This window comes from Saccharolobus solfataricus, from assembly GCF_900079115.1.
GTDB lineage: Archaea > Thermoproteota > Thermoprotei_A > Sulfolobales > Sulfolobaceae > Saccharolobus > Saccharolobus solfataricus.
Genome location: NZ_LT549890.1, coordinates 2,371,673 through 2,392,851, shown reverse-complemented (window position 1 = coordinate 2,392,851; position 21,179 = coordinate 2,371,673). Strand labels below are relative to the sequence as shown.

Genomic DNA, 21,179 nt, shown 5'->3' with positions numbered 1-21,179 from the left:
AATCTTGTTCGTTTATTTCTTTTGCTTTTCTAACATTTGTAGTAGTTCTTTTGGAGCGTCTTTCTCGCTTACAGCTCCTCTACCAGTCTTTCCTCCACCCTCATCATAGGTGAAACTTATCATTTTGCCTACTCTCCATACCTTCTTTATCTTACTTATATCTACTTCCTTCTCTTCTCCCTTGTACTTGAACTTTACTGTTGCCATTGATATCTCCAAGCTATTCTTAAAGGTTTCACATAAATAAACTTTACGCTATTAACAATAGTACAACTTAAAGGAAATCCTTAGCGTAATCTAAAGTTATTACCTTAGTCCGCAATAAAAACAGAGCTATCTATAACGTTAAACGTACATTACATGAACATAATATATTTGCTTATTGTTTTATATTGATAGCATTTATATTACCTATAATTAAAACATTAGGTTATAAGAAAAACATTACGTGTCATTTTGTAGAAAAAAATATAAGTCATAAGAAAAACTTTTTAGCTAGTGAAAACTATGACAATGGCTGAAGCGCTAAACAAAATCATGAAAAACAGGACAACCACTTTAAAACTATCCTATTATCCCTTCCTATTGGCAGTGAAGGACAATGTACCAGAACTAGACATAATGTTAAAGAGAAAAAGGGAATTAAACTATTACCTAGACAAGTTGTATAGTGAAAGCAAAAAATACTTACTAAAGTACGCTAAGGATAAATACTATTGCGTATGTGGAAGAACATTCCCGTCAGCATATGACTTTTACACTCACGTTTTCAGAGAGCATAAATTAAGTATAAGGAATTAATCTGGTGGTATCTCCTTATACACTAACCTTAAATCTATACCACTCTTCTTCCTATAATAGTATGATGATACAAAAGTAATAACGCCTAATCCTATTAAGCTAGTTATATAGGCTATTCCCGGCCAGTAAGGTACACCGTTATCAGATATAACACCGAAGTAAGGATTAGTAAAAGCCTCATAGCCCATAAAACCTAAAAACCCAATAGAAAGTAAAGCTGATATTAACATACCCAAATTTCTCTCACTTAAAGCCTGCCTAATACCAGCTATTGATACTAAAACTAAGTAGGCAATAGCTAAAGGAGTATAACTGTATAAGGCCTCGTATCCGTTAGGACTTATTATTGGTACTGCTAAGAACACTAAAGTTACCACAAAATCTAAGAGATGGGCATAAGCAGGCGAACCTTGCTTATTTAACCTCGAAAATACCTCTGGGAATAACCTATCAAAGGAAAAGGCGAAAACGTACCTGGCGAAAACAACAACACCGAAAGCCATAACAAAGAACTCCCAGGCTATCAAACTAATCCCTATAAACCACTCTAAAGCATAATTACGAGATAAGGCAATAGCGACAGTCCAGAAATTATAGGTGCCTGATAGATATAAAGAGTAATTAAACCCATATCCTGCCGCAACATCCATTAGCAAGAATGGGACAGTTATAAAGATAAGCGTTAACAAACTACCTAAAATTAAATTATATCTTATCCCGCTCTTATTCTTTATCTCAGAAGCAACAGCTGGCCCTGCATATAACCAAATATAAGCAAATGATGCAAAGTAAGGAATCATATAAAACGTTGAAGATAAACTGAATGTTGGTCCCTTATAGAGTTGAACAGTTAAATTAAAGTCCTTTATAAAAGGTTGGATTACAGTATGAAAATCCGAAATATTAAGTGTTAATACAAGAATTGCAACTAAAGTGCCTAAAAGTGAAAACATTCCTAGTGCTGACGTTAAAGTATAACCCCATCTTGGTCTGAGGATGTTAATAAGAATTATTATTAGAAATGCAACTGCTGCTAAACCATAAGCTAGAACGGCATTACTAGTTGTAAACACATTATTAGCTAGATTAACCAGATAGGGCTGGGAATTCAAAGTACCAATAGTTAACAGTACGCTGTTTATTGCTGAAACAGAAAAGAAAGCTGACAATGCAAAGAACGGAGGCATATTAAACGCTAACGCAACACCCATTATAGCACCTAAAGGACCATTAAGTTTTCTAGATAGCCAAATATAGTCGCCTCCTGTCCTAGGAATCCTAGAAATAAAGTATGTATAAAGGAATACAAGAGGTAAAGTAAATAGGAAAGTCAACAACGAAGCTATCCATAATACCGCACCCTCGACTATGTAAGGACTTATCCCGATAAAAATTGCTAACCCAGCACCCATGTTAGCTACATTTAACATTGTAACATCTAGCAAAGAGACGTTTTTAGTAAGACCAGAAGTTTCCCTAACAAACAGCTTAGTCATAATCCTAATTCCGACCAAATATTTTTAAATTTATCTTACGAAAATATGTTCGGCCATATTGTATAGATATAAATAAAATTACGGCAATCGAAAGAGTAATTAAATTGATCACTATTGAAAAAGAGATAACACCATTATCATTATAGGGATACCCAAAAGCTCTACCCAATTGTTGATAGGGATAAGAGGAAATGTTATCACTAATAAATTCGTGCTGTATAGACATGTTGTAGGGGATAAACATTATACCTATTAGATAGGATAGAGAATGTCCAATAAAGAACAACTTTACGCTACTAGAGACGAACATATTACCTAAATAGGAAAACACAATAGAAATGTTTGGAGAGGAAGTTGAGACAGAAAGCGAATAAGAACCGTTGGTAACGCCAAAAACACCTCCTCCAGGTACAGAGACATAAGCTATCACAACCTTATAAAAACCTGGTTCCACACCTAAATTAAGAGATGAAGTATCACTAACAGAAATAAATGAAATGCTTAGGAAGTCTGATAAAATTTCTTCATCATATACATTTACGTTTATTGTATCTGTAAAATTAGTAGGATATGGTAAGTGCTTAACATTTAGTTTAACCGGCAAGATACCTTGTTTATATGCGGACAATGCTAAAAGCTCAGCATATGTGGCATTTCCAACAAAACCACCTATGTACCTTGGAGGAATATTAAACATCAAATATGAGGGAATCACGTTAACAGAGTTATTAGTATCAGGAACCTTTGGGTATTCAAAATTCACAAAAATTGGGGAATTAATATTGTATGTGAAGTCATTATTTTTGTATACTAAAAAGTAAGAATCATTATAAACTAGAGTGAAGACGTTTTTGTGAGAATCAATTACACTCAAGGTATAATTATCATTAACAGTAGTAACAACATATTGTACACCATACTCATTCAGAATAACCCCCACGTCAGAAGTATTGACTAAGGGAACAGAGGTTGTATTAGGTAATACTCCAATAAATGTACTCCAATTCGAGGGAACTACAGCATCTACGAGAACATTACCTATAGTATGATTCTCTAAAAATCTGCCTAAATTTACTATTAAGGGAGGAGGACTCACGGGATTATAACTTCCTAAATAATTTCCACTAAGCACCATAGAAGACGAAAAAGCAAATTGAGATAACACTATGAGAACAACCAATGGAATAAGGTAGTATTTAGACAACATCTTAGCCATTACGAGAGATACGAGAAGAAATAGCGGTGCTAATATCATTTCAGTTAAATAGGTTGGTAAGAAAATCCATAGATAATTGTATACAAAGGTTTGGGCTAAGAAATCTAACAAGGGATAAGTTAAGTTTAATGTAATATTATACCCTAGTACGTTTACACTTGAAGATACTAGTAATGCTAAAAATAAGTAAATCCCTAAGAGATAATTAGCCACTGAACCCTTTTTCCTCAGAAAGATATAACCCAAAATTCCAGTTTCAACAAATGCGAAGGACATTACATATATTAAAAGCGGATTTCCGAATGATAAATAAGACACTAAGGGTCTAAACAACGATAAGCCCCTTAATGAATCTAAAAGTGGAAATGTCCAGTAATTCAACCATAACTGTTCATTAGAAATAGTAAAACTTATTGATGAATAGGAATGGAATTCATAGAATAAAATTAAGAACAGTCTGGAATTTAGTAAGATATAAAAGGGGATTGAGTAGAGGAAAACCTTCAAGTCACCTAACTTATGCCTAAAAAGAAGAATTGAAAGTACTATAAATAACGTGTAAATAAAACCCCTAGGGTCAGTTGTAGTTAGAGAGGCGAAAATTGAAAGAAGTGTAGCACCTAAAAACCCTCCTTTCTCTAGAGAGTAGAAGGTACCGGCAATCAAGGCCGGTAAAAGTGCGTAAAATGTCGCATAATTGAACCAATGACTGTAATAGTAAGCTGTAGGCGTTATAGCATAAAGGAAAGCAATAATAGAAGATACTGAAATTTTAACCCATGCTCCGGCTTCTTTTGCGTATCTGTTTAAAAAGTATCTAGAGGAGAAATACATAGATGGAACTGAGATAGCACAGGGAAATAAAAGGTACGTTATCCAGTCTGCTATCACTGGTGAGATAAGATTAAAATACAGTATAACCACTACCGGCATCCAGACATTATCCATGATCATGGGGAAATTAAGATAAGATAGTGAAGCTTGCCTAGAGTCTAAATAAAAAGCTGGGTAAGAATCTCTTTGATAAATATACCCAACATGGAAGAAAACCTTCCATAAGGCTATCATGGGTGTCAATATTGAAAGGATTATTACAATAACTATCTCAATTACTTGAAGTCTTCTTTCTCGATGCATAAAATCTCACCGTCAAAAATACAAAAACGAGTAAAAGAGTTACAAAACTTATATATTTGCCAACCAGCTGATCTAAGGCTGAGTTTAGACCTAAAGAAATAGGTACATTAACGACTTCGCTACCATTTGCAATTTTAAAGCCTTCTGGGAGTATTGGTTGCTCGTTAGGATTTACAAGATTTGATTTCACTAAAATATATGTAGTATTGCTGACTAACTGCCCACTCTCCCCTATTTGAAGGATAATGATCTTATATGGGACTCCAGTTGAATTAACATAATAAAAATACTCAAGCTCAACATAACCTATAAAAGTCTTCCCATAGTATATATAGTTAGAATCATTTGAGGATAGTAAAGATAAGATAACACTTCTTTCAACTACTGGTTCGCCAGGGTTAGGAATGTAGAAAAAAGTTTTTGGTAGAGAAAAATTATCTAGAATTGCAGAAGAGGTTAGAATCTGAGAGAAATTGAGAACATAAACAGTCAGATTATAAACAAAGGTTGAATTACTATAGTAGACTTTTGTAACGTTTTCAAAAAGAAGTTCTGATAAATGGTAGACTTGGTTATTATAATCTACTTGGATATGAAGCGAATACTCTACAAAGGCGTGAGGAAATAAGACTATCACGAAGAGAAACCAAAGAGGAGAAGACATAACTATCTTACCCGCTTAGTACCCCTAAATAAAAGGATTATCATAACAAGAATGGCCCCAGCCATTATAATATATTCCATGATTTTAGCATATACCGGAAAAAGACTAACAGATATTTCATTACTTGCACTTGCAGTTGTAATTCCCTTAAAGTGAGGTATCCCAATACTCGTATTATTGAAATTCGTTATCCATAAAGCTAATGTAGTCTCACTTACTATCTTACCATTTGCACCTAGCTGTAAGTTAATTACCTTATCCGCCAGACCATCAGGCTTAAAATAAAAATAGGTTTTTATAATTACACCATCTATATTACCTTTTCCAAGATAAACGTAATAAGAGTTAGTATGATTAACGTAAAAGAGTTCTACCTCATTCACACTAATGTTTTCTTCTCCTAGTAAATAGGGTGAGACGTAATAAAATGGTAATGGGAGAGTAGAGTTCATTACTGAATACAAAAACTTACTTTGCATTGATGTGTTCCATGATATTATACTTATACCAACTAAAACTGTTCCGTTGTTAAAGGTCTTGTTTATAACTTGAATTATAGAAAATTTTTGAAATAATATAGACCCATTCTGGAGATAATAAGTTGAGGTACCGTTATAGATTACAAATGTACCAGAAATTAAAGAAGATTCAGACATCGCTACTAAAGTTAATGAAAGGGCTAATTGAAAAAGAAAAATAAACAAGAAGAATACAAAAATTTCACCTTTTTTCTCCTCTTTTTCAGCTTGTGACTATTGCACTTACTGTTACTGTTTCTCCATTAGAAAGTATTAATGTTAGTGAAATAGTAGAACCAACTAGACCCCTTAATGTAGTACTAATGCTGCCTATTGAAATTGTAATTGTATATGTATTTACACCAGCACTTATGGTGGTCATTCCTGATACACTACCTGAGTTTCCGTTTATAAGTACCCCAGTAACTTGTGTGGATGCACCAGTATTCTTTAAAGTAACCGTTAGAGTCAAGGTGCTAGCGCTTAATGTTGCTGTTCCTACTTGTGTCACTGTTCCTTGCCCTGTAAATGCTCCGAATAGCCCAAAAGCAAATCCTACAACCACTAAAGCTATTATCACTGATGCTATTACTAATATTAATGCAGTTACAGCATCTGACAATCCTCTTGCATTCTTTCTTCTACTAGCCATATCCATACCTAATACACTCTACATTATAGTTCTATATAAATCTTTCTTTACACCATGCTTTGTGGATTGCTTCAGAATTGTACAAAAAGTTTATAAATTATTCGTTTAAGTATTACCTATGGGAAAGAGTAAGTACAAGAGGGACTGGAGCAAGTACGACGAGAACGTCATTACTAGATATAAGTTGATGTTCCCCTTCTACGTATTCGAACATTGGTGGGACTTATTAGCAGAGGAGAACAGGAACGCTAGGACAAAGTATAAAGCTCCGAAGGAGTTCAACGACTTCCTAGCCTTCCTCCACATCTTCCTACCTTACAGAGCAATAGAAGGAGTATTAAGAGCCTTAGAACAATTGAAGATCATCCCCACAAGCCTCGATTACTCAAGAGAGTGTCCAAAGCGCAAATAATTGAATAAATCTATGTAACGATTTATAGATAATTATTCAGAAAATGAGATGAGTTATTGAGAAATTTTGAATTTTCTCTTGAAGCTAAAAGGGAAGTAATACTTAAAGGGACCGGCAGAATGTAGTATTGATTCTTATGAAACCATGGCTAAAGTACTACAACGGCCCGTCCCCTATGAAAACTTAGCTTCAAGACATAAAACTCTTGTGAAAATAAACCACTTACTAATCACGTCAACAGTGCTATCGCGCTTCTCAGACCTCTACGTGCTAAGAGTGTTAATAGTAATGGTAGTATGGACGTGCTCTTATAGGGAAGTTTGGAGCTACCATTAGACATAGTAGTAAGGTGGTTCCTTAGGCAATGCAAGTCAGAAACCCATAGGAGAGCCAAGAAGCTCAAGGAAGAGATAAAGATTCTATTCAGAGAGTACGGAAAGAAGTTGGAGAAAAAGATGATTACACTAGCTGATTACTTACCAAGCAGCGCGTTGTACGGTAAGGTCGGGGAGCTGTGGACTCTTTCCTAATTGAAGTCCCATTCGGGAAGAGGAACAAGGAAACCTTGTGGAAGAAGATAGAACTCGAGCTAAGGAAGCTTCCGGTATAAGAACCTTTCCGTGAAAATCAAGCATAGTACACACTACTTATTCAAGTGATATCACCTGCTTTACTCGTTAGCATCAAAGGGCTTATTATAATACAGCACAGCCCAAGTAATAACAGCAAGCTTCCTGGCACAAGCAGTAATCAACTTCTTACCCTTCAAATTCTCCTTGTGCTCCTCATAAAACCGCTTAATAATAGGATTAACCTTGATAGCAGTTAAAGCTGCAAGATAGAAAGCCCTCCTCAAAACAGCATCACCCCTCCTAGATATGCCTCTCGATACAACACTCTTCCCACTGGATTCAACAAGAGGATCGAGACCACAGTAAGCGACAAACCTCTTCTTGTCACCAAAACGCTTAACATCACCAACCCTTGCTAAAATTATACAACCCAGCGTTCTGCCAATACCCGGAATCGTGAAGATCAAACTATCCTTAGGAACAAGATCCTCAAGCTCTTCCTCAATCTCCCTCTTCCTAACCTCAAGCCTCTCCAACTCGTCCAAGAGGAACCTAACCTCAGACAATACTATATTATCCTCCCCCCTCAATACCTCATTCAAGTTCTTCTTGGACAAACTGTCCTTATAGCCTAGAAGTATTAAATCTCTCCTTAGCCTATTCTTAACCCTAACAATGCTCCTTGTGATAAAATCCCATTGGCTTGTTAACTCCTTAGCCTCACTCGTTGTAAACTCACTGCCCATACTTATAACTAGTTCAGCGAGCTTTTTAGCGTCATTCTTATCACTCTTCTTACCCCTAATGTTCTTGAACTTCTTGAGTACGAGGGGATTAATAATCCTCACGTCGTACTCCTTACCCAAGTACTTAGCCAAGTTGATGTGGTAAACTCCCGTACTTTCTATAGCAACTTTACAACCCTTTGGCAAGACTTGCTTTACTCCTTCAAAACCTTGCTTATTATTTTGAAATTCATAGTATTTACCTTGGAAGTACACTACTAATTTATCTTTTGAAACATCTATTCCGGCGACTGGGGCCTCCATGTATACTCACCCTTATGTTTTATTCGGGCTTCAAGCCCAACTTCCGGTCCGAATCAGTATGGGAATCTCATTTTTCTGATATAAATGATAATATATGTAAGATTGAACCGCACCAGTTTTATTCAAATATAACTGCATATATTTTATGAAAATGACAGTTAATAAGTCAGTTTTCAATAGCAGAATATAAATATATAGAATTAATTTCACGTAGCTGGAAGGAGGTGCATAGGGTTAGCTGGAGTCTGGGGGAATGACGTCTTCACTTCACGGAACGCGCGTTCTTGTTCCACTCTTACCTCCCGATCGAGGAGATTCGAGAGGGAGACCGAGAACTCCCACAACTTTACCTTCCTCCAAGAGCGGATCAAGAACCAGACATTCAAGAGAAGATAGGAAAGCAGAACGAGAACCAATTCCTTCCTCACGTCACAAGTCCTAGTCCTGATCCTGAACTCCTCAAGAGAGCGGAAGGCGTTCTCTATCCCCCACCTCTCCCTATACATCTCGGCAAGGACTATGGCATCATAAAGATCCATCTCCTTCCTCACGAGGAAGGCAATAATCTTGCCGTCTTCCTTCCTCAGAATAATGAGATAAGCTCCACTCCCATGTCTCACGCAGAGAAATCCAGTATATCTAACTCCGCCAAAACTCACATCCACATCTTGCAACATCCCCTTGTACTTCTTGTACATCTGGGCCTTGGCAGATATGACGAAGTCCAAGCCCAACTCCAAGAGGAACCTAATCACTTCGTTCACCGCGAACTCCCTGTCCGCGAAGACCATGACGAGCCTCAGCTTGTCCTCCTCCAACTCCTTCACGATTACCTCCATCACCGCCTTGAAACCTTCAGCTACGTTCTTCACGGTCACTGGGATCACGTCCAAGAAGCTCCTCGTCCTCCCCAGGAGGAAGATCGCAGCTTGAACCAGTCCCCACGACGTCCCCTTAGTTGGCTTTATCCTACTCAAGAAACTCTTGTCAGCGTGATATTGAGGTATGGCATGGAAGTCCACTGCTACCCTCCTGTCCCTGACTCCCCTTAACGTCATCCTTCCCATCTTCCTCAACGCATCCCTCACGTCCTCAACTTGAACCGCGTTCAACTTTCTCAACGCTCTTCTCCCATCTTTCCCCAACCTGCTCAAGTAGCTCCCACTCGCCTTAAGCAAGGCACTGAGGAGTTCCTCAGGGAAAAGTATTTTAGTGAGGACCGAGTAAATTATCTTGAGGGCGGACCTGGCGAAGTCCCGGTTGAACTTCGCCGGTTTAGTTGTATTCTCATGTTTCATATATTCAGGTTCGCCCTCGTATATACAAACTTTTCTCCAGAAATTCTCATCCTCTCAACTTTTTCTGTATTCCATTCATCTCGTTTTTTACGCAAAAAATGAGATTCCCATACTGGAATTGGAGGAGGCCAAGCTCCCTCTCGAGCTCTAAGCCCAAGGAGATCAACGGCCTCAACCCCAGTCAGATCTGTAATACGCAGATCTGACTAATATGTTTTATATAAGGGAGATCAAAAGAGTGCAGCTAAACTAATCAACTACTACATGAAGTACAAGATAAGGAGGAGGTTCAAGGGAGAGTTCACCAAGCAGAGGAACAGAAGCTACTTCAGCTTTAAGGTCTTCACTCTCATCCCACAATGTTACTTCACGCAATTCAAGTGGTCAACTTGACAACAAGGTTAGCTTCTCACTCAGCGATTACAAGGTAGCTAATAGAGGCTTTCTATATAGGATTTCTCGCTTTAAATCTTTTTCAGTTAATTAGTTTCCATATACTGCAATAGTAGTTTTAGGAAATTCCATTATCATAAAAAGTCAAAATATTTATCCATGTATTTATAAATATCTTTCTCATTGTACTTCTTAATATTATAGCTTATCAATAAACATTTTTCATCTAACCAGGAAAGATTTATTATAGATTTTTAACGTAACGTAAAAGTGTAACGATTTTCCTATAAATGCTAACTGCAATTGGTTTTATCGTTACTCTGCGATCTTATATTGGAAAATTAGAATTATTTTTCCTAAAATGATTTTTTAGTCTACCGTACAACGAGGAGTTTCTAAAACTCTTTTTATTTTTAAGATTCAAATAGCACATATGGAAATAGAGATAAAAACTCCTTTTGCTAGTGTTAGAATTAATAATGATAATAAACAAAGTGAAATAATTAACGGAAAGGATAGGATTGTGATAGGGAGAATTTACTATTATCTAACTAAGACAATATTTCTTATTCCTAGACTTTATGGAATAATAGCTAAAGATCCACTCGTAGATTGGAAAAACGAGTTTGAAAGACAATTCACTCACATTTTAACAAATGAACTAACTTTAGCTAAGTTATTAACATTAGAATTATACTTTAGAATAACCTCACTTAAAATGTCTATCACAGGGAGTATTCAAAACGGTAAGGTTGAAGCTAAAGTAGAGTTGAAGACTTTACCGGAGATAAAGCAACAAGAAGATAAGATTAGGAGTTTAGTTAGGATAGACTCCTTTTACTTTTCAGATATTAATAAGAAGAGACCACATATTATACCTGCAATCAGGGCAGGATTAATAGCATCATTCTATAAATTTCTTCCCATTAAGTTCGAGGGAGCTCCAGGTATCCCAAAGACGCTTGGCATAATTTCTGATTTCATAAACTCAATGGTCTTGCCACAAGGGTATTCTGAAGAGGTTCTAGGACATAAAATCTACATTAAAGATGATGAAGTGTACTGTGATGATAATATACTATATAATGCGGACCCTACTGTATTAAGCTTATTTCCTATAGTCTATTTCATTAAGAATTCAAGCGAGAATGATATCATAGTTATAGAAGAACATGAAGTTCATCTAGAGGAGTTTAAAGAAATTCTAAAGGAAATACTTAATAAATCAAGGGCAAAATTAGTATTGGTTAGTAATAAAGTAATTTAGCCCGCGTATAAATTAAAGAGGTTGCCCAGTGGTGTTTCACCAATTTTACTCAAAATGATACAATTTCTATGGAAGAGAAAAATATCAGAGCGGAGTTAGAAAAATCGGCTTATTTCAACACAAGAAGCAAAAAATTTTCATATTTGTTGAAGAAACTAACAGAAAACGAGTTTATATATAAAGAGTAATACCATTTGTCTAGTATTATCAATAGAGGAAAGTAGGTGGAAGGACGAGATGAACAAGAAAAGGTTAAAGCGAGGGACTCCATAACTCCGTTATGCAAACCATACAAGTATCCAAAACGGAGCTGAAGTCCCTCGCTATAAATTTAGCAACAATCAATATTAACGTTATCTCTCAAGATCTAGACCCGGAAATAGTGAAAGCAGCGCCATCCTTGCTAACCGGAAACAGAGGAAAATACTACTTGAAGGTAGTAAGACGAGGCGAGAAAGTAATTAGTAAAGGTCAGAGAACCTTCAAGTTCTACCCAATCTACAGAGAAGTAAAGGGAGAGATCAACGTAGTCGCTGTAGATGAGACCGGATTAACCGTGGGAGAAAAGGAACAAGAAAAAGCAGAGGGCTTTCTACTCTACAACTGGAAGAGAAAAGGAGTAAAGATGAGATCCTTGGACCTCGTATATCCCTTAAGGTTACCCCTCCTAGTGGAGGTAGCAGATTTGAGAAGCGACAGTCCATCACAGTTCCTACTCAGGAGCGTGAGGGAAGTAAGCCAATACATGGAAATAGATTACGTTGTAGCTGACGCCGGATTCTTGAACCTAGGGGTCATCAAGGAAATGCCCGTGAAGACCATTGTGAGAGGAAAGTCGAACTTGAAGGGATTCAAGGAACTATCTAACGTTCCATTAGTTGAGAAGAGATACGAGGTTAAGGACAAGGTTTACGTTGCGTATAGGGTCTTGGAATTTGAAGGGCTTTATTATTACGATGTGGTTTACGTTAAGGGAAAGCCGAGGCACTTCATGTTCGTAACGAACTTCGAGGGAGATCCCTATGAACTGGCTGAACTCTATAGGTTGAGGTGGCAGGTTGAGGAGGGTTTTAAGGTTAGGAAGGCAAGGATAAGGTATGTTAGGAAGTTGAGTAATAAGATCTTCTTGTTCCTCTATTATACGGTTCTGGATTCTGCGTGGAATCTAGTGAATCATCTTCTCTTTAACTTCAAGTCCACGTGTAAGAAGGTTTTGTCCTTCGATTCATTCGTCAAGCTTCTCTAACTTTCTCGGTGTTCAGAGGAGACTATGCACGTCGTTTTCACCACGTGAGAAAAATTCAGAATTCTCCTCTTATTATTAGAATTGTACGCTATATTTTTTGCAAATTATTTTAACATGTTATGTTTCATAATAATTTTATTGTTTTTCTCTATATCAATCTCTTTTTGAAAGTGCTAATATTATATCTTTCAAATGAAATAATTTGGTGAAACACCACTGCCCTTCCTACTACTAGTAAAGAGTGAGAAGTTTGATACAGTGCCTCTAACATCTGCTGGTATTAACCTAACAACAACTAGGAAAATATTTAATATCTAATTTTCTTGCTAAACAGTAATGAAAAAGGCTGAGTTATTATTCGACGCATATAAGAGTAGGAAAGAGATTGAACCTTTCCCATTAGCTGAGGATGAGGCTAAGAAGGTTAAGGATGAATTTGTTGAAATGCTAATAAATAGCGAGGGTTTAGGCGGATATAAATTATCTGCCTTCGGTGAAGGAGTATTGACAAAGCCAATGATAACCAGGGAAAATATAGTAGAGTTGTGGTTTAGGAATCACAAATTAGAAGTCGAAATAGTTGCATTAGTTAAAAACGGTGAGGTTAAAAGGACATTCTTAGGATTGGAAATACCAGCTCCGAGATTTACTACATGGGATCTTCCTCAACATTACATTATCGCTGACGATATTTTCGCGGCTAGATTACATGTAGGTCCAGAGATTGACCCTCCTTTCGGTTCGTTTAAGCTTTACATAAATGATAGATTTATAGGAGATGGCGAGCCTAAATATAAGCCAGAAGAAAAGGTTAGAGAGTACATGGAAGGTTATGTATCATTAGGAGTATTTATTGGACCTATTAGCGTTAAGAGAAGAGATAAAATAAGAGTGGAGGGAAAGAAAAGTATAAGCGTAAGTCTAATATGATTTGGAAATAATTTTTTAAGTGATTCATCAGTTTAGCAAACAGACATGATAGTAAGCGTCACAGCTGAGATTGGTTTAGATATTGGTCAAAATTTCGCTGGAGGCCTAGGTATTCTTGAAGGAGATAAGTTTTACGCTGCAGCTAGATTGGGGATTAACTACACGGTAATTACGTTACTCTACAGAAGAGGTTACGCTGATGGAGAAGGAAAACAAAGGGAGTTATTATCCCATTTAAATAAGGAATGGGAAAACGAGATTACAGTTGGAGATCAAAGAATAATGGTTGAATATTTAGCTTACACTCTAAATACTGCAAAAGTTATCTTTGCTAACCCATTAAACACTAATCTTAATGACCAGCTTTATGTGGAGAATAGCAATGATGAGAGGTTTTATAAATGCCTTTTATTAGCAAAGGTCGCAGAGAATTACATTAGCGAAAGGATAGGATGGGATAAGGTAAAATTCGTTGATATGCAAGAGGCTTGTCCAGCCTTCCTTCCACTTTTAAGGTATTTCCCTAGGTACAGAATTGTAGTTCACACTCCTGCACCTTGGGGTCATCCAACTTTTCCATCTCATTTGTTCAAAAAGGAATTTAGTTTCGAGTTCCCACTTGATCACGTAGTGATGACAGATATTGGTCTTTCCGCTTCAATAGAAGGTATTGTAGTATCGAAAAAGATGTTAAAACATGTAAGTAGAACTTTTCCTCAACACATGCATAAAATAAGAGCAGTCACCAATGGGATTGAAATTTCAAGATGGAGAAACCCATCTCTTAACATGGTTAAAGACTTGGATGATTTTATGAAAAAGAGAATAGAAGTGAAAAGAGATAGTATTAAGAAACTAGGAAAAGACACTGATAAACCTACTATTGCTTGGCTAAGGAGAATTACAGGATATAAGAGACCGGATTTCATTTTAAGACTAATCGATGATTTGAAGGATGATGTTTTTTTCATAATAGGAGGATTAGCTCATCCTAAGGATTATTCCGCCGTGGAAATCGAACGAAAGTTTAAGGAAATTTCCGATAAGAGAAATAACGTAATTTACATAAGAGGTGCTGACGCTAATTTTATGAAACTTGCAATATGGGCCAGTGATATATGGACTTTTACTCCATACTCCGGCTGGGAAGCTAGTGGTACTAGTTTTATGAAAGCAGGGATAAATGGTATTCCATCAGTAGCCTCTAGAGACGGAGCTGTTACAGAGATAATTAATGATGGCTATAACGGATGGCTCTATGGCGAAGATAGGGATATTCTACTTCCATTTAACGTTTATGATGATAATAAGGAGTATGAAGAGTTTATAAATAAGATCAAAGTAGCGTTAAATAAGTATTACGAGGTGGGTTACAACGCTTATAAGACGTTCCCGGCTTTCTGTTCTATAGACAGACTTATGAAAGAGTATGGATATTATTAATAAATAATTTTTAACTTTGACTTCTTATTCACTGACTCGACTAAGTTAATGTTCCGCATATTAATCTTCTTGTTGGCTTGATTATCTACTTTCTATAACTATATTCAACGATGAGGCAAAGAGAGGATTTTAGACTTTTGCTTTTTTCTCTGATATATCGGAGAGTGCAGATAACAATTTCGTTAATGTAGTATAAATCATATAAATCCTTAGTCTATCCTCGATTCAACGCGTAATTTAGATGTTAATAAGGATAAAATATTATAATTTTTAATCCTTTTTCAGAAAGTTTGCTATACAATATAAAAGCATTTACCGAAAGTGGTATTAGAGTAATTTAAACTAAGTTTCAAATGAATGAAATTGTTGTCCCCACTCATATCGGCTATTTAAGATTATTTAATCAAAGTAGAGAGAAATGATTCTTTATATATTAAATTTATTTTCAATACAGTGATGTTTAGAGCCCATCGTAAAGTATTATTATTAGTTAAAAGGAAAACATTTATGCTCTTAAATACTATACATATAACATGAAATCTAGTTTAGATTTCTTAAACAATTTCATTCAAAGAGATGCAGTTAAAAAATTAGAATCCATTAATAATTATCCTTTAATTGAATTTTTAAACAGTGTTGTTAAGTTGTGCGAACCAGATAGCGTATATCTTATAACTGGGAGTGATGAGGAGAAGGAATATATTAGGAAGAAAGCTCTAGAAAGCAAGGAAGAGATAAGATTACAGACTAGTGGGCATACTATACATTTCGATCATCCTTTAGATCAAGCTAGAGCTAGGGAAGATACATTCATACTCAGTGATACTAAGATCCCTTATGTTAATACTAAACCTAGAAATGAGGGTTTAAGTGAAATGCTGACTTTGCTTAAGGGTTCAATGAGAGGGAGGGAAATGTATGTGGGATTTTATTCTCTAGGGCCCAGAAATTCCCCTTTCCAGATTTTAGCAGTTCAAGTGACTGATTCTCCATACGTCATTCATAGTGAAAACATATTATATAGAATCGCATTTGAGGATTTCAGTAACAACACTAAATTTTTAAGGTTCGTCCACTCAAAAGGAGAGCCAGATATAAAGAAAAGAAGGATAATGATTGACCTAGCGAACAATACGGTGTATAGCGTTAACACAACTTACGCTGGTAACAGTGTTGGTTTGAAGAAGTTAGCTTTAAGGTTAACTATAATGAAAGCTGTAGAGGAAGGTTGGCTTTCTGAGCATATGGCTATAGTTGGATTCAATGGAGATAAAGGTATACACTATTTTACAGCGTCATTTCCCTCTGGAAGTGGGAAGACCTCTACGTCAATGATCGGGAATCTAATAAGCGATGATTTAGCATTTATAAGGGAATTTGAAGGCCTTCCTAAGGCAGTAAATCCGGAAATCGGAGTTTTCGGGATTATACAAGGCATAAACGCTAGGGATGACCCAATAATATGGGAAGTTCTCCATAAACCTGGAGAAGTGATATTCTCTAATGTATTAATGACTGAAGATGGTGATGTATACTGGGAGGGAAGTGAATTACCAAAACCAGAAAGGGGATATAACCATGAGGGAAGGTGGGATAGGGAAAGTGGTAAACCAGCCTCTCATCCGAACGCTAGATTTACTGTTCCTTTAACTTCATTTAGTAATTTAGACAAGAATTGGGATAATCCGAATGGCGTCATCATTGATGGCATAATATTTGGTGTAAGAGATTATAGTACTCTTGTTCCGGTTGTTGAGGCCTTTTCATGGTCACATGGAGTTATAACCATTGGAGCTTCAATGGAGTCCGCTAGAACTTCAGCAGTAATTGGGAAGTCTGATGAGCTAGAATTTAATCCAATGGCAATTTTAGACTTCATGCCAATTTCACTTAGTAGATATTTAAGAAATTATTTGAATTTCGGCAAGAGATTAAGGAAAAGTCCTAAAATATTTGGTTTCAACTATTTTCTAAAAGATGATAATAAGTTCTTGAACTCAAAGGAAGATAAGAAAGTATGGGTTAGCTGGGCAGTAAAAAGAGTGGAGGAAACTGCTAATGCGATCTATACACCTATTGGTCTTATCCCATTTTATGAAGATCTTAAAGCCCTTTTCAAACGAGTTTTAGGAAAGGAATACGGTAAGGAAGAGTATGAAAAGCAATTCACAATAAAATTGAGGAAATACTTAGAGAAAACCGAACGTATAATTGAAATTTACCTTAAATTTGAAGATATACCATCTGAAGTAATCAACGAGTTGAAGATGCAAAAAGAGAGAATTGTCGATTACATCAATAAATACGGTGATTCAGTATCGCCATTTAGATTAGAAAAAGATTGAAATATCTTATATCTTCTAACTCTATTGAGAATAAATATTTTGTAAAAAAATAACTTAAGTTTTTCCTTTTTATGGTATGAGTACTTGTCTTCCAATAGCCTTAAAATTCTCTAAATTATCAATAGCCTCATTTGCCTCTTCTAGTTTCATAGTTTTAGTTATCATAGGTTTGACTTTACCAGCCTCTGCTAATCTCATTATCCCCAAGAAGTCTGATTGATTCCCAACTAAACTGCCTACAAATTGTATTTCTGATAAAGTTATTAGAGGTGCATGATAATGCAAATCTGCACCAAACAATCCCACCATTACGTATTTACCTTGTTTTGCCAAAGCTTTAGGGTAAACTGAAAGCGTTTTCTCAGAGTTATTCAGGTCTATTACGGCATCCACTCCCTTACTTTCAGTTATCCTTCTTATCTCCGCTAAGGGGTCTTGCATTGATGCGTTTATTACGTAGTCAGCTCCAGCTCTCTTAGCAGCCTCCACTGCCTCTTCCCTCACATCCACACCTATTATCGTTGCACCACTAACAGCTTTGGCTATCTGCACTGCCATTGTGCCTAAGCCTCCTCCAGCACCCACTACTAGTAGTGTCTTAGTTGGATCTAAAGATGCCTTTCTTACTGCCCTATATGTAGTTATTCCAGAACAAGTTAACGGTGCTGCTTCTACAGCGTTAAGTCTTCTCAGCTTATACATATATTTATAATGAGGAACTATTACATACTCTGCATAAGCTCCATCAAAATTAATCCCCAACCATCTAGGAGAGTCACACAGATGCTCCTCTCCTATTCTACAATAGTAGCAATTTCCTTCTCCCTGCCAAGGATTAACTGCAACTAGATCCCCCTTAGAATATCCAACTACTTCATCTCCAACTTCCTCTATTTTTCCTGCAATCTCATGACCTAAAGTTACGGGCAATTTTACACCCAAATCCTCCACTATTCTTAAATTCCCAAACCTTCCTTGTCTCATGTGCACATCAGAATGACAAACTCCCGCTGCCTCTACTTTTATTAAGACTTGAGGTCCTTTGGGTTTAGGCACACCTATCTCTTGTAAGCTAAGGGGTTTTCCTATTTCTACTAATCTAACTGCTCTCATGCTACTTCATAAAATATAAATAGGTTTTTCGTATTATTAAATATTATAATGTTATATAACGTAATAGCATTACTGACAATTGTCTAGAGTATTATGATATTAAGATTTATATAGACAAAGGCAATGGCAACCACTATTATGATCGTTTTCTGTTCATGAATTCCTTCATTTTCTCTTTTGCGGAATTACCCAACGCCATCAACGCTAATTCCATAACCGCCTTCCTTATCTTCTCCTTATCATCTCTTAACCAATTTTTTATTGTTAGAATAGAACTCCTATCAATACTTTTAATTTTTTCCAATTGTCTCTCAACTTCTGTGAGGAGGTCTTCATTTGCAACAACAATATCCACCAGTCCAATCATCTTAGCCTCTTCAGCAGTTATAGAATCTCCAGTCAATGCTAACCTGGCAATTGACCTACCCAAAATTAAATAACCCAAGGATATTGCGATTGGAGGAATTAATCCTAACCTTCCCTCTGGAATGGAAAAAGTAGCATCTTTAACTGCAATTACGATATCACAGAAAAGGAGTATCTCGCATCCACCACCATAAGCTAGTCCGTTAACAGCACAAACTAGTGGCTTTTTCAAATCCACTAAGCTTTCCACTGCGCTATATAATGTGTTGAAGAAATCTAGAGCATCCTTTTGATCTTTTAGTTCTAACATCGCGTTTATGTCATCTCCCGCAGAGAAAGCTCTTCCATTACCTGTTAAGACTATCGCTGAAATTGACTGATCATTGTTACATTCTCCTAAATGATTCGCTAAAAGACTCCAGCTTTCCTTATCTAACGCATTTAACTTTTCAGGTCTATTCAATGTTATCCAACAAACGTCTTTTCTCTTCTCCAAAAGGATTTTTGTCATAAATCTAATATTTCAAGGGATATCTTAAGCATTGTTGGTCTTATAAATTAATCATGATAAAGTCCCAAAATTTAAGATAAAAAAATTATCGTAGTTTTGTAATTTATATTTAGCGATACAGAATTTCCAATTATCGTTTAGTTATTTTATGAGTTGGATCAAGTGTCTTGGGTATGTTAACTTTTTGCACTAATGTCTTGGGGGTTTTGTTGAATTTTCACAAACGTTTAAGAGGTATTACAAACCTAAACTGCACACTTTGAGATTAATTGAAAGTAAGATAATATAGTAGTTTATTGAAAAAGAATAGTCAATAGATAAACTAGACCGAGTCTAAACTAATTTTTAAATAATGTTAGAGTAAATAGTATCTTATGAATAAGCTGATTCCTATATTTGTCGTGGTAATAATTGTACTAGGCATAATTGTGTCTATAGAATTTGGAAAGTTCCATCAAAATGCTAGCTTGACAAGAAGTACCGAAAGGTTCACTCTTTTCCCCGCTCATAATCGTCCTTTCAGTGTACTTGGTAACTATTCTAGTAATTCTGCAGATGCTTTAGCTATACTGAATTCATCAACAAATGCCACTTTGATGGTCTCGCCGTTCTTGTGGAATATAGGATACGCTCTAGGAAACGTCAATATGACCATAAATATCAACTATTTACACGTAGCCATAAACCTATCTCAAATAAGTAAGATATCATCAAATGTAGTTGATGGCTATCCGGGTTTAATGTATGGTCAAGAATTATGGTGGCCATTTATGTACAGAACCACACAACTTCAATTCCTATCCTTACCAATGATTGTTTTACGCTTACCAAACTTCTATTCGATTCTCAATTACTCCGTTTATCTTATTAACGGAAGTATCGACGACTTCTCCTATGATATTTGGCTTTCACAAAATCCAAACATAACTTCTTTACAATATGGCGATTTCGAAATAATGATTTGGATGTATTGGAATGAGAACTTGTCGCATACGCCATATTTCATATATGTTGGCAACATGAGCATTCCAACACTTATTAATGGTAAAATTGAGAACTTGAGTTGGGAAGTCTACGTCTTGCCTAGAACTGGCTCAGCTAACGGCTGGACGGGAGTTTACTTTCTATCACCCTTAAAAGAACCTAAGGCAGAATTCGGGGTGCCCATAGGTTATATATTAAAGAATATGGGTTCTTATATAGAAAAAGCTGGGGTAAATATATATAATGTAAACACGTACTATCTAGATGCAATACAAGTTGGCATGGAGTTTAGTGACAACCAAGGTACTGCAATAATGGGCTATTACTTGTATTCGTGGCAAATTTGGTTACTCTCCTAAAATCTCAACTGTGATATGTCTCTCGCTTCTAGGACCATCTAATTCCACTAAAAATATATTCTGCCATGTTCCTCTAACTAATTTACCTTCTCTAACAGGGAATACTCTTTCTGCTCCTAGAAAAGTCGCCCCTAAGTGGGCGTGTGCGTTGTCGTCAATTAGATTATGTTTCCAACTTCTTGAAGGTTCTGTAAACTCCTTTATCTTAGTTAAAATGTCCTCCATCAAACCTCTTTCGTGTTCGTTAGCAACTATTGCCGCAGTTGAGTGGGCTACGAATATTAGACAAATCCCATTTTTTATACCACTCTTTTCCACAATCTGCTCAACTTGGTCAGTAATGTCAACTAACTCAAACTGCCTCGCTGTAGAGACGTATATATCATCGAAGTACACCTTCATTTTTT

18 protein-coding genes and 3 pseudogenes are annotated in these 21,179 nt (G+C 36.2%); 10 read left to right on the top strand and 11 right to left on the bottom strand.

Translation table 11 applies throughout. The features are described 5' to 3' along the window. Positions 1-12: 12 nt before the first annotated feature. Positions 13-207: a chromatin protein Sso7d gene (gene sso7d / locus SSOP1_RS12775; protein WP_009990119.1), complete on the bottom strand. Its 195-nt coding sequence runs from the start codon at positions 205-207 to the stop codon at positions 13-15. A 291-nt stretch (positions 208-498) separates the two neighbouring features. On the opposite strand from sso7d, the gene SSOP1_RS12770 reads away from it, so the two are divergent. Continuing rightward, the gene (locus tag SSOP1_RS12770) at positions 499-801 is read left to right on the top strand and encodes a hypothetical protein (protein WP_010923918.1); all 303 of its coding nucleotides are present in this window, start codon (positions 499-501) and stop codon (positions 799-801) included. Here the strand turns inward: SSOP1_RS12770 and SSOP1_RS12765 are convergent. The 5 genes from SSOP1_RS12765 to SSOP1_RS12745 all read right to left on the bottom strand — a co-directional run bounded on the left by SSOP1_RS12765 (position 798) and on the right by SSOP1_RS12745 (position 6,490). After that, positions 798-2,297 (bottom strand): APC family permease, encoded by a 1,500-nt coding sequence (locus SSOP1_RS12765; RefSeq protein WP_009990115.1) that lies wholly within the window; start codon positions 2,295-2,297, stop codon positions 798-800. The genes SSOP1_RS12770 and SSOP1_RS12765 overlap by 4 nt on opposite strands. Positions 2,298-2,301: 4 nt before the next feature. Beyond that, a complete protein-coding gene (locus tag SSOP1_RS12760; protein WP_010923916.1) occupies positions 2,302-4,650 on the bottom strand; it encodes a hypothetical protein in 2,349 nt (782 codons plus the stop codon). Beyond that, positions 4,619-5,314 carry a hypothetical protein gene (locus SSOP1_RS12755; RefSeq protein WP_009989876.1) on the bottom strand — a complete coding sequence of 232 codons (696 nt, stop codon included), beginning with the start codon at positions 5,312-5,314 and terminating at the stop codon, positions 4,619-4,621. Before SSOP1_RS12755 ends, SSOP1_RS12760 begins: the two co-directional genes overlap by 32 nt. 2 nt (positions 5,315-5,316) lie before the next feature. Further along, complete coding sequence (locus tag SSOP1_RS12750; RefSeq protein WP_231918282.1) at positions 5,317-5,793, bottom strand: hypothetical protein; 477 nt, start codon at positions 5,791-5,793, stop codon at positions 5,317-5,319. Between the two features lie 262 nt (positions 5,794-6,055). Continuing rightward, positions 6,056-6,490, bottom strand: a complete 435-nt coding sequence (locus SSOP1_RS12745; protein WP_048054262.1) for a hypothetical protein — start codon at positions 6,488-6,490, stop codon at positions 6,056-6,058. A gap of 112 nt (positions 6,491-6,602) precedes the next feature. On the opposite strand from SSOP1_RS12745, the pseudogene SSOP1_RS16625 reads away from it, so the two are divergent. Next, positions 6,603-6,872, top strand: a pseudogene (locus tag SSOP1_RS16625) (IS5/IS1182 family transposase); the annotation flags it as partial. 160 nt (positions 6,873-7,032) lie between these two features. Next, a pseudogene (locus SSOP1_RS12735) lies at positions 7,033-7,494 on the top strand (IS5/IS1182 family transposase); the annotation flags it as partial. Between the two features lie 72 nt (positions 7,495-7,566). Here SSOP1_RS12735 and SSOP1_RS12730 read toward each other — a convergent pair. After that, on the bottom strand, positions 7,567-8,517 hold the full coding sequence (locus tag SSOP1_RS12730) for an IS110-like element ISC1190 family transposase (RefSeq protein WP_010923912.1): 951 nt from the start codon (positions 8,515-8,517) through the stop codon (positions 7,567-7,569). Positions 8,518-8,723: 206 nt separating this feature from the next. After that, the gene (locus SSOP1_RS12725; protein ID WP_010923018.1) at positions 8,724-9,815 is read right to left on the bottom strand and encodes an ISH3-like element ISC1359 family transposase; all 1,092 of its coding nucleotides are present in this window, start codon (positions 9,813-9,815) and stop codon (positions 8,724-8,726) included. A 234-nt stretch (positions 9,816-10,049) separates the two neighbouring features. Between SSOP1_RS12725 and SSOP1_RS17745 the strand changes: the two are divergent. The 6 genes and pseudogenes from SSOP1_RS17745 to SSOP1_RS12700 all read left to right on the top strand — a co-directional run. Beyond that, positions 10,050-10,275: pseudogene (locus SSOP1_RS17745) on the top strand (IS5/IS1182 family transposase); the annotation flags it as partial. A gap of 366 nt (positions 10,276-10,641) precedes the next feature. Beyond that, on the top strand, positions 10,642-11,475 hold the full coding sequence (locus tag SSOP1_RS12720) for a hypothetical protein (protein ID WP_009991643.1): 834 nt from the start codon (positions 10,642-10,644) through the stop codon (positions 11,473-11,475). Between the two features lie 280 nt (positions 11,476-11,755). Continuing rightward, positions 11,756-12,721 carry an ISH3-like element ISC1439A family transposase gene (locus tag SSOP1_RS12715; protein WP_010923911.1) on the top strand — a complete coding sequence of 322 codons (966 nt, stop codon included), beginning with the start codon at positions 11,756-11,758 and terminating at the stop codon, positions 12,719-12,721. Positions 12,722-13,057: 336 nt separating this feature from the next. Further along, positions 13,058-13,651, top strand: coding sequence for a hypothetical protein (locus tag SSOP1_RS12710; RefSeq protein ID WP_009990988.1), 594 nt, complete (start codon positions 13,058-13,060; stop codon positions 13,649-13,651). A 45-nt stretch (positions 13,652-13,696) separates the two neighbouring features. Next, complete coding sequence (locus SSOP1_RS12705; protein ID WP_009990987.1) at positions 13,697-15,094, top strand: glycosyltransferase; 1,398 nt, start codon at positions 13,697-13,699, stop codon at positions 15,092-15,094. 533 nt (positions 15,095-15,627) lie between these two features. Continuing rightward, entirely contained in the window at positions 15,628-17,439 is a 1,812-nt protein-coding gene (locus SSOP1_RS12700) for a phosphoenolpyruvate carboxykinase (GTP) (protein WP_009990986.1), read from the top strand. A gap of 69 nt (positions 17,440-17,508) precedes the next feature. On the opposite strand, the gene SSOP1_RS12695 is transcribed toward SSOP1_RS12700, so the two are convergent. Together SSOP1_RS12695 and SSOP1_RS12690 are read right to left on the bottom strand one after the other, a co-directional pair. Next, entirely contained in the window at positions 17,509-18,552 is a 1,044-nt protein-coding gene (locus SSOP1_RS12695) for an NAD(P)-dependent alcohol dehydrogenase (RefSeq protein ID WP_009990984.1), read from the bottom strand. A gap of 136 nt (positions 18,553-18,688) precedes the next feature. Next, positions 18,689-19,429, bottom strand: coding sequence for an enoyl-CoA hydratase/isomerase family protein (locus SSOP1_RS12690; RefSeq protein WP_009990982.1), 741 nt, complete (start codon positions 19,427-19,429; stop codon positions 18,689-18,691). Between the two features lie 374 nt (positions 19,430-19,803). Between SSOP1_RS12690 and SSOP1_RS12685 the strand changes: the two genes are divergently transcribed. After that, on the top strand, positions 19,804-20,772 hold the full coding sequence (locus SSOP1_RS12685; RefSeq protein WP_009990980.1) for a GH12 family glycosyl hydrolase domain-containing protein: 969 nt from the start codon (positions 19,804-19,806) through the stop codon (positions 20,770-20,772). On the opposite strand, the gene SSOP1_RS12680 is transcribed toward SSOP1_RS12685, so the two are convergent. Next, a complete protein-coding gene (locus tag SSOP1_RS12680) occupies positions 20,761-21,174 on the bottom strand; it encodes a secondary thiamine-phosphate synthase enzyme YjbQ (protein ID WP_009990979.1) in 414 nt (137 codons plus the stop codon). The two genes, SSOP1_RS12685 and SSOP1_RS12680, sit on opposite strands and share 12 nt — an antisense overlap. Positions 21,175-21,179: the final 5 nt, after the last annotated feature.

What these genes read in the sequence shown, in the direction of transcription:
- sso7d (WP_009990119.1), bottom strand. Translation starts at nt 207, where the DNA reads ATGGCAACAGTAAAGTTCAAGTACAAGGGAGAAGAGAAGGAAGTAGAT.
- SSOP1_RS12765 (WP_009990115.1), bottom strand. Translation starts at nt 2,297, where the DNA reads ATGACTAAGCTGTTTGTTAGGGAAACTTCTGGTCTTACTAAAAACGTC.
- SSOP1_RS12760 (WP_010923916.1), bottom strand. Translation starts at nt 4,650, where the DNA reads ATGCATCGAGAAAGAAGACTTCAAGTAATTGAGATAGTTATTGTAATA.
- SSOP1_RS12755 (WP_009989876.1), bottom strand. Translation starts at nt 5,314, where the DNA reads ATGTCTTCTCCTCTTTGGTTTCTCTTCGTGATAGTCTTATTTCCTCAC.
- SSOP1_RS12750 (WP_231918282.1), bottom strand. Translation starts at nt 5,793, where the DNA reads ATGCAAAGTAAGTTTTTGTATTCAGTAATGAACTCTACTCTCCCATTA.
- SSOP1_RS12745 (WP_048054262.1), bottom strand. Translation starts at nt 6,490, where the DNA reads ATGGATATGGCTAGTAGAAGAAAGAATGCAAGAGGATTGTCAGATGCT.
- SSOP1_RS12730 (WP_010923912.1), bottom strand. Translation starts at nt 8,517, where the DNA reads ATGGAGGCCCCAGTCGCCGGAATAGATGTTTCAAAAGATAAATTAGTA.
- SSOP1_RS12725 (WP_010923018.1), bottom strand. Translation starts at nt 9,815, where the DNA reads ATGAAACATGAGAATACAACTAAACCGGCGAAGTTCAACCGGGACTTC.
- SSOP1_RS12720 (WP_009991643.1), top strand. Translation starts at nt 10,642, where the DNA reads ATGGAAATAGAGATAAAAACTCCTTTTGCTAGTGTTAGAATTAATAAT.
- SSOP1_RS12715 (WP_010923911.1), top strand. Translation starts at nt 11,756, where the DNA reads ATGCAAACCATACAAGTATCCAAAACGGAGCTGAAGTCCCTCGCTATA.
- SSOP1_RS12710 (WP_009990988.1), top strand. Translation starts at nt 13,058, where the DNA reads ATGAAAAAGGCTGAGTTATTATTCGACGCATATAAGAGTAGGAAAGAG.
- SSOP1_RS12705 (WP_009990987.1), top strand. Translation starts at nt 13,697, where the DNA reads ATGATAGTAAGCGTCACAGCTGAGATTGGTTTAGATATTGGTCAAAAT.
- SSOP1_RS12700 (WP_009990986.1), top strand. Translation starts at nt 15,628, where the DNA reads ATGAAATCTAGTTTAGATTTCTTAAACAATTTCATTCAAAGAGATGCA.
- SSOP1_RS12695 (WP_009990984.1), bottom strand. Translation starts at nt 18,552, where the DNA reads ATGAGAGCAGTTAGATTAGTAGAAATAGGAAAACCCCTTAGCTTACAA.
- SSOP1_RS12690 (WP_009990982.1), bottom strand. Translation starts at nt 19,429, where the DNA reads ATGACAAAAATCCTTTTGGAGAAGAGAAAAGACGTTTGTTGGATAACA.
- SSOP1_RS12685 (WP_009990980.1), top strand. Translation starts at nt 19,804, where the DNA reads ATGAATAAGCTGATTCCTATATTTGTCGTGGTAATAATTGTACTAGGC.
- SSOP1_RS12680 (WP_009990979.1), bottom strand. Translation starts at nt 21,174, where the DNA reads ATGAAGGTGTACTTCGATGATATATACGTCTCTACAGCGAGGCAGTTT.